Annotated in this window: 8 protein-coding genes; 2 read left to right on the top strand and 6 right to left on the bottom strand. The window is 74.2% G+C overall.

Features of this window, described 5'->3' with window-relative positions:
- Window positions 1-103: 103 nt before the first annotated feature.
- Complete coding sequence (locus tag ABZS66_RS29450) at window positions 104-1,024, bottom strand: EamA family transporter (RefSeq protein ID WP_354763225.1); 921 nt, start codon at window positions 1,022-1,024, stop codon at window positions 104-106.
- 52 nt (window positions 1,025-1,076) lie between these two features.
- On the opposite strand from ABZS66_RS29450, the gene ABZS66_RS29445 reads away from it, so the two are divergent.
- Window positions 1,077-1,562: a MarR family transcriptional regulator gene (locus ABZS66_RS29445; protein ID WP_354763223.1), complete on the top strand. Its 486-nt coding sequence runs from the start codon at window positions 1,077-1,079 to the stop codon at window positions 1,560-1,562.
- Here the strand turns inward: ABZS66_RS29445 and ABZS66_RS29440 are convergent.
- Window positions 1,542-2,096, bottom strand: a complete 555-nt coding sequence (locus ABZS66_RS29440) for a phosphonate degradation HD-domain oxygenase (protein ID WP_354763221.1) — start codon at window positions 2,094-2,096, stop codon at window positions 1,542-1,544. The two genes, ABZS66_RS29445 and ABZS66_RS29440, sit on opposite strands and share 21 nt — an antisense overlap.
- Window positions 2,093-3,061, bottom strand: a complete 969-nt coding sequence (locus ABZS66_RS29435) for a TauD/TfdA family dioxygenase (protein WP_354763219.1) — start codon at window positions 3,059-3,061, stop codon at window positions 2,093-2,095. Before ABZS66_RS29435 ends, ABZS66_RS29440 begins: the two co-directional genes overlap by 4 nt.
- A gap of 74 nt (window positions 3,062-3,135) precedes the next feature.
- Between ABZS66_RS29435 and ABZS66_RS29430 the strand changes: the two genes are divergently transcribed.
- Window positions 3,136-3,672, top strand: coding sequence for an AAA family ATPase (locus ABZS66_RS29430; RefSeq protein WP_354763217.1), 537 nt, complete (start codon window positions 3,136-3,138; stop codon window positions 3,670-3,672).
- Here ABZS66_RS29430 and ABZS66_RS29425 read toward each other — a convergent pair.
- The 3 genes from ABZS66_RS29425 to ABZS66_RS29415 form a co-directional block, all read right to left on the bottom strand.
- Window positions 3,626-4,195: a helix-turn-helix domain-containing protein gene (locus ABZS66_RS29425; protein ID WP_354763215.1), complete on the bottom strand. Its 570-nt coding sequence runs from the start codon at window positions 4,193-4,195 to the stop codon at window positions 3,626-3,628. The genes ABZS66_RS29430 and ABZS66_RS29425 overlap by 47 nt on opposite strands.
- Window positions 4,179-5,060 carry a class I SAM-dependent methyltransferase gene (locus ABZS66_RS29420; RefSeq protein WP_354763213.1) on the bottom strand — a complete coding sequence of 294 codons (882 nt, stop codon included), beginning with the start codon at window positions 5,058-5,060 and terminating at the stop codon, window positions 4,179-4,181. Before ABZS66_RS29420 ends, ABZS66_RS29425 begins: the two co-directional genes overlap by 17 nt.
- Window positions 5,061-5,424: 364 nt before the next feature.
- On the bottom strand, window positions 5,425-6,658 hold a 1,234-nt coding region (locus ABZS66_RS29415), incomplete at its 5' end, for a trypsin-like peptidase domain-containing protein (protein ID WP_354763211.1).

Genomic DNA, 6,658 nt, shown 5'->3' with positions numbered 1-6,658 from the left:
CCCGCGCCGACCAGCGGCCGGCCCGCACGGCCCAGCGGCCGGCGGTGCGCGTGGCTCGGCGCGCCACCGGGGGGAACCGCGCGGGCGACGTCACCGCACCAACCTACGGTGCGCCCGCCGCTGATCGAACAAGTGTCGCGTTCTGGACCGCGGACGGGGCGGGCTTCGGCGCCGGCGCGGCGCCGAGCAGGACGGCGGCCAGGACGGCCGCGGCGCCGGCGAGCTGGCCCGGGGACAGCGACTGCCCGAGTGCGAGCCACCCCAGGGCCGCCGCGACGACCGGGCTGAGCAGGCCCAGCAGGGTGACCTGGGCCGGCGGAAGGGTCGTGACGCCGCGGAACCAGAGGAAGTATGCGCCCGCGGTACCGAAGAGGGAAAGGTAGGCAAAACCGCCGGCGTTGGCGAGGGACAGGCCCGCCGGCAGGCCCTCCAGCAGCAGCGCGGCCGGCGCGAGGATGATCCCGCCCACCGTGAGCTGCCAGCCGGTCAGCGCGAGCAGTGCGGTCCGGCGCTCGGCGAAGCCGTCCGGCACCCCCCACCGGCGGCCGAGCACCGTGCCGAACGACATCGACACCATGCCGGCCGCCGCGGCGGCCAGGCCGATCGGGTCGAGGGCGGTCGCCGAGCGGAGCACGAGCAGCGCCACCCCGGCCAGGCCGACGCCGGCGGCGGCCAGGACGCGGGCGCCGGGCCGCTGGCCGAGCAGCCCGAACGCGAGCCCGGCGACGACGAACGGCCCGAGCGCGCCGAGGACGGCGGCGACCCCGCCGGGCAGCCGGTACGCGGCGACGAACAGCAGCGCGAAGAACAGGCCGATGTTCAGCGTCCCGAGCACCGCGGCCCGCCACCACCACCGCCCGGTGGGCAGCGCCCGGACGAGCGCGACGAGGAGCAGGCCCGCGGGCAGGGCGCGCAGCGTGCCGGCCAGCAGCGGGCGGCCGGGCGGGAGCAGCTCGGTGGTGACGAGGTACGTGGTGCCCCACAGCGCGGGGGCGACGGCGGTGACCGCTCGCAGGTTCCTCATGGCTAAGTAGCTTAGCACTAAGCTACTTACAAGCAAGTGGTACGCTCAGGTCGTGGAGGACGACGTCGACCGCATCCTGGGCCAGTGGGCCCGCGAGCGCCCCGACCTGCAGACCGAGGCCATGGGGGTGTTCGGCCGGATCTACCGGCTGGCCCGCGTGGTCGGGGACCGGCAGGAGAAGGTGTACGGCGAACTCGGCATCAACCGGGGCGAGTTCGACGTCCTCGCGACGCTGCGCCGCTCGGGGGCGCCGTTCCAGCTCTCCCCCAAGGCGCTGAGCGCGTCGCTCATGCTCACCACCGGCGGCATGACGGGCCGGCTCGACCGTCTCGAGCGGGCCGGCTGGGTGACCCGCTCGCCCGACCCGGCCGACCGCCGCGGCCTGGTCATCACGCTCACCGACCGCGGCCGCGAGCTGATCGACGAGGCGGTCGGCGTCGGGCTGGCGGCGCAGCGCGAGGTGCTGGAGCGCCTCCCCGAGGCCGACCGGCGCAGCCTGGCGGACCTGCTGCGGGCCCTACTCGCCGTCGCGGAGTAGCCGGCGCTCCAGCAGCGGGCGGTACCACTCGAACGGCGGCACGCCGGCGCCGGGCTCCTTGGCGGCCTCGTCCCAGCGGCGCAGCCGGACCGCGTCGTCCGCGTACGGCCCGTCGGCGAAGGCCGCCGCCTCGGCCTCGGTCATCGGGCCGCCCTGGACCGAGAGCGTGTACCGCGACGCGTCCGACAGCCGGTCGTAGTACTCCGGTTCGACGGCGCAGAGGTACCGCTTGGCATCGACATGGAGGCGCACCGGCTCGCACACCGCGTCGTCGAACCAGCGGGCCAGCCAGTCCGCGCCGGTGTCGCCGTGCCGGTTGTCGGTGCCCCGCATGAGGTCGGCGCCCCTGACCAGCCCGTGGAAGTGGCCGATGTCGTGCAGCAGCGCGGCCGCGACGAGCGGCTCGGGCGCCCCGTCCCGCACGGCGAGCGCGGCGGCCTGGAGCATGTGCGCGGCCTGGCTCACCGGCTCGCCGAAGTAGTCGCGGGTGCCCTCCTCGGCGAACAGCCGGGCCAGCTCGTCGATCGGGTTCACGAGGACTCCTCCAGGAACGTCTGCAGCGCGTCGAGGTCGGCGTAGCACCCCTGGAGGTGCCGCTCGCTCGCGGTCGTGAACGCCGTGCGCGAGTGCATCAGCCGGGTGTTGTCGAAGATGACGCAGTCCCCGGGGTCGAGCCGGAACGTGACGGTGGCGCCGGGCCGGTTGAGCACGTCGTCGAACGCCCGGTACGCGGCGTAGAAGTCGGCGCTGGCCGGCGGGCGCAGCGACCGGTGGTTGTACCGGACCTCGCGGACGCGCCCCAGCGGGTCGAGGCCGATGATCGGCTTCTCGGCCCTCAGCCTGGTCGTGCCGTCCGACCACGCGAAGGTGACGGGGGTGGAGGTGAGGATCCGGAAGTACTCCGGGTGCCGCTGCCGCAGCAGGTCCGCCGCGCGGAACCCGTCGAGCAGCCCCGACTCGCCGCCCTCGGCGCTGTTGCGCAGGCAGTGCAGGAGCTGGATCGTGGGCACCGGGTCCCGGTACGGGTTGTCGGTGTGCGGCCCGATCGCCAGCCCGGTGAACGCGAGGTTGTTCGGCCGCTCCTCGATCCGGACGTCGAACAGCTCCCCGTAGTTGGTGGTCCGCACGTGCCCGAACGACCGCGCCACGGCGAGCACCGTGCCCGGCTGCGTCGGCGTGCTCGTGAGCAGGCAGAAGCCGGTCTCCCAGACGGCCCGCGCGGCCGGCACGGGATCGTCGAGGTACTCCCGCCACGACCACCGCGGCACGTCGACGGCGTCCCAGAGCGTCTTCGCGTCCTCGGTCCGCCCGTCCCCGGGCGCGGGCGGCTCCCCGACCTCCCCACGGTGCCCGTCGCTGAACGTCACGACGGCACCGTCGCGGCCGACGACGGCGATGTCAGCGGGGATGTCGGCCAGGGCGACCAGCCGCTGACCGCTGTGCGGGTCACGGCACCGCGGGCAGACACAGTTGTCACGCAGCCAGACAGCAGGTTCCATAGCGCGCCGATGCTGCCCGACGGTCATGAACACGACCTGAACGCCGTATGTTGGTGCGGAGAGGGCGGGGGCGCATGCGGATCGGGGTCGCTGGGACGCACGGGGTCGGCAAGAGCACACTCGTCGAGGAGCTGGTGAGCCGGCACCCCGATCACGTCGGCGTCGACGAGCCGTTCGTGCTGCTCGAGGAGCGCGGGTACGAGTTCGAGCACCCGCCGTCGGCCGCCGACTACCTGGTGCAGCTGCGCGCCTCGCTGCGCCTGCTCCGGCAGCCGGGGCGGAGCGTCGTGTTCGACCGGACGCCGCTCGACTTCGTGGCGTACCTGCGGGCCGTCGGGGCCGACGCCGAGGTGGACGGGCTGCGGGAGGCGCTCGCGACGCTGGACATGCTCGTCGTCCTGCCGATCACGGCCGAGACCGAGCGGGTGCTGCCGGCGGCCGAGTTTCCCGGGCTGCGGCGGGACGTCAACGATGCGCTGCTGGAGCTCGTCCAGGACGTCGAGGTGCCGGTGGTCGAGCTGGACTGCCCGCTCGCGCGGCGGGTCGAGGAGGTGTCCCGGGCCGTCACGCGGTTCCGTCCTGCGGCCGCCCCGCGGCCAGGGCCTGCGTGACCGGCTCGAGCAGGTGTTCGACGACCTCGAGGTACGACTCGATGTCCAGCTCCTCGTCCCAGAGGGTCTGCAGGAGCAGGCCCTGCCAGACCGAGATCAGCACCCGGGCCAGCGCGTCCGGCAGGCCGGCCTCCACCGCCAGGCGGCGGGGCACGTCGACGCCCTCGCGGGCCTGGGCGCGGATGCGGTCGGAGCGGATCGACTCGGCCCACACCTGCACGCCCAGGCGCTGCTCCGCGCGGTTGGCCGGGTCGGCGACCGAGCGGAGCACGTCGAGGTAGCCGGCGATCGGGTCGGCGCCCAGGCGGGCGACGCGGCGCTCCTGCCACTCGGCGACGATGGCCGCGATCATGTCCTCCTTGCCGGCGAAGTACCGGTAGACGAGGCCCGCGCTCACCCCCGACTCGCGGACGATGTCCTGCACCGACGTGCGGTGGAAGCCCTCGCGGGCGAAGCACGCCGCGGCCGCGTCGAGGATCTGGCGGCGGCGCGCCGCCAGGTAGGCGTCATCGACCTTCGGCACCGGGCACCTCGGCGACCGCGACGCGGTAGAAGGCGGCCGTCGGCTCGTCACGGCCCAGCGGCGCGAGGTACCGCTCGGCGGCGTCGCGGGTCGACCGGTCGTCGCGCAGCGAGAGGCCCCGCTCGGCGAGGTAGCCGGCGAGGCCCGCGGGGTCGAGGCCGAACGTCCACGGCTCCCCGTACCGCCCGACCGCCTGCCGCCAGCCGTCTGCGCCCGCGAACGCGCCGGTGCCGTCGAGCACGGCGCGATCGACGTACGTGAACACCAGGCGGCTGCCGGGGGCCAGCAGGCCGGCCAGCGCGCACAGGGTGGCATCGACGGCCGTCGCCGTCAGGTAGTTCGTGACGCCCTCCCAGACCACGACCGCCGGGAAGTCCGGGTCGAACCCGCCGCCGCGCAGCGCCGTGGCCAGGTCGTCGTGGGCCAGGTCGGCCGGCACGAACCGGACCGCGTTGTCCGCGACCAGGCGGGCCGGGACCCGGCGGCGCTTGGTCGCCTGGGTGGCGGGGTGGTCGACCTCGAAGCGCCCGACGGGCAGTCGCAGCCGGTAGGCCCGGTTGTCGAAGCCGGCCCCCAGCAGCACCAGCTGGGCCGCCCCGTCCGCGACCGCGTCGGTCACGTGGTCGTCGATGAGCCGGGTGCGCACCACGGCCGAGGCCCGTGGGCCGCCGGGCCAGCGTTCGTCGAGGTACCGCACCAGCCCCCGATGCACGGCCGGCAGCCGCGACAGCGCGACGACCGAGCGGTACCGCCAGGGGAGCATGCGCTCGGCGAGCGGATCGGCGAAGAGGCGCCGGTCGCGGCGGAGGGTCTCCAGGGCCCGGAACAGGGCCACGTGCTCGGCGGTCCGGCTGCTTCCGTCCATGCCACCAAGAATAATGAACGAATACCCATTTTTCTACGCCGGCGCCAACTGCTCCCCGCTTCGCGGTGGACTGCGCTTCGTACATTTCTGGCGATATTGGCCATTTCCGGCCCCTCCCGGCCGCGATCGGGCCGCACCCCCAAGATCATGGGAAAGATCTGGCTGCCAGGGCGACCAGATCCTTCCCATGATCATGGAGCGCGGACCGGCCGAGCCGATCCGCCTCATGATCGATGGCGGGATCTGGTCGCCATGGCAGCCGGATCCCGCCATCGATCATGGGACCCGGGGCCGGACGCACGCCGGCCCGCGTCGTGGCGGACGCGGGCCGGCGTGGCGAAGGGGAATCGCTGCTTCTGCTACCTCACGGGGACTCGCCCAGGGTGACCGTGAGGGTCTGCTGGGTGCTGTCGCGCTGGACCGTCACCTTGAGCTGGTCGCCCACCTTGGCCGCCTGGACGGCGTTGATGAGGTCCGTCGCGTCGTCGATCGTGGTCGAGCCGACCTTGGTCACCAGGTCGCCGTTCTTGATGCCGGCCTTGTCGGCCGGGCCGCCGGCCACGACGCCGCCGATCAGTGCTCCGCCGGCGCCGTCGGTGAGCTGGACGCCGAGGTACGGGTGGCTGACCTTGCCGCCCTTGGCCAGCTGGTCGGCGGCCGAGCGGGCGCGGTTGGCCGAGATCGCGAAGCCGACGCCGATGTTGCCGCTGTTCTCGCCCGCGGTGGCGATGGCGGTGTTGATGCCGACGACCTCGCCGGCCAGGTTGACCAGGGCGCCGCCGGAGTTGCCCGGGTTGATCGCGGCGTCGGTCTGGATGGCGTCGGCGATCGACTTGGCGCCCTGCTCGCCCGAGCTGATCGTGCGGTGCAGCGCACTCACGATGCCCGCGGTGACCGAGCCCTGCAGGCCCAGCGGGCTGCCGACGGCGAGGACCGTGTCGCCCACGCGGAGGGCGTCGCTGTCGCCGAACTTGGCCGCCGACAGGCCGGAGACGCCCTGGGCCTTGATGACCGCGATGTCGCCGGCCGGGTCGGTGCCGACGACCGTGGCCTGCGCCGTCTTGCCGTTGCTGAAGGTCACGGTCAGCTGGCGGGCGCCCTGCACGACGTGGTTGTTGGTGATGATCTGGCCGTCGCTCGTCATGATGACGCCGGAGCCCTCGGCCTCGCCGGTGCTGATGTCGACGACGCTCGGCAGGACCTTCTCCGCCACCGCGCCGACCGACGAGCGGTCGAGGTTCGGGGCCGGGTTGTTGTTGACCACGGTGCTGCTGCCGGCCTTGTTGTCGGCGAGCTCGGTGGCGACGACGCCGCCGCCGACCGCCGACACGAGCGACAGGGCGAGCGCGGCCGCGACGATCGCGACGATCCGGCCGGCCCGCGAGGGGCGCGGCTGCGGGTAGCCGGGCTGCCCCGGTACCCCGGGTGGCGGAACCTGCCCGAACTGGCCGGTCTGCCCGAAGGGTCCGACCTGCCCGAACTGCCCGGTGTTGCCGAGCGGTCCCGGCTGCCCGAGCGGACCGGGCTGCCCGAACTGGCCCGGCTGCCCGAACTGGCCCGGCTGCCCGAACTGGCCCGGCTGCCCGAACTGGCCCGGC

This window comes from Dactylosporangium sp. NPDC005572, from assembly GCF_040605515.1.
GTDB lineage: Bacteria > Actinomycetota > Actinomycetes > Mycobacteriales > Micromonosporaceae > Dactylosporangium.
Note: the sequence above shows the minus strand (reverse complement) of the source record. Positions and strands in the feature narration are given on the sequence as shown.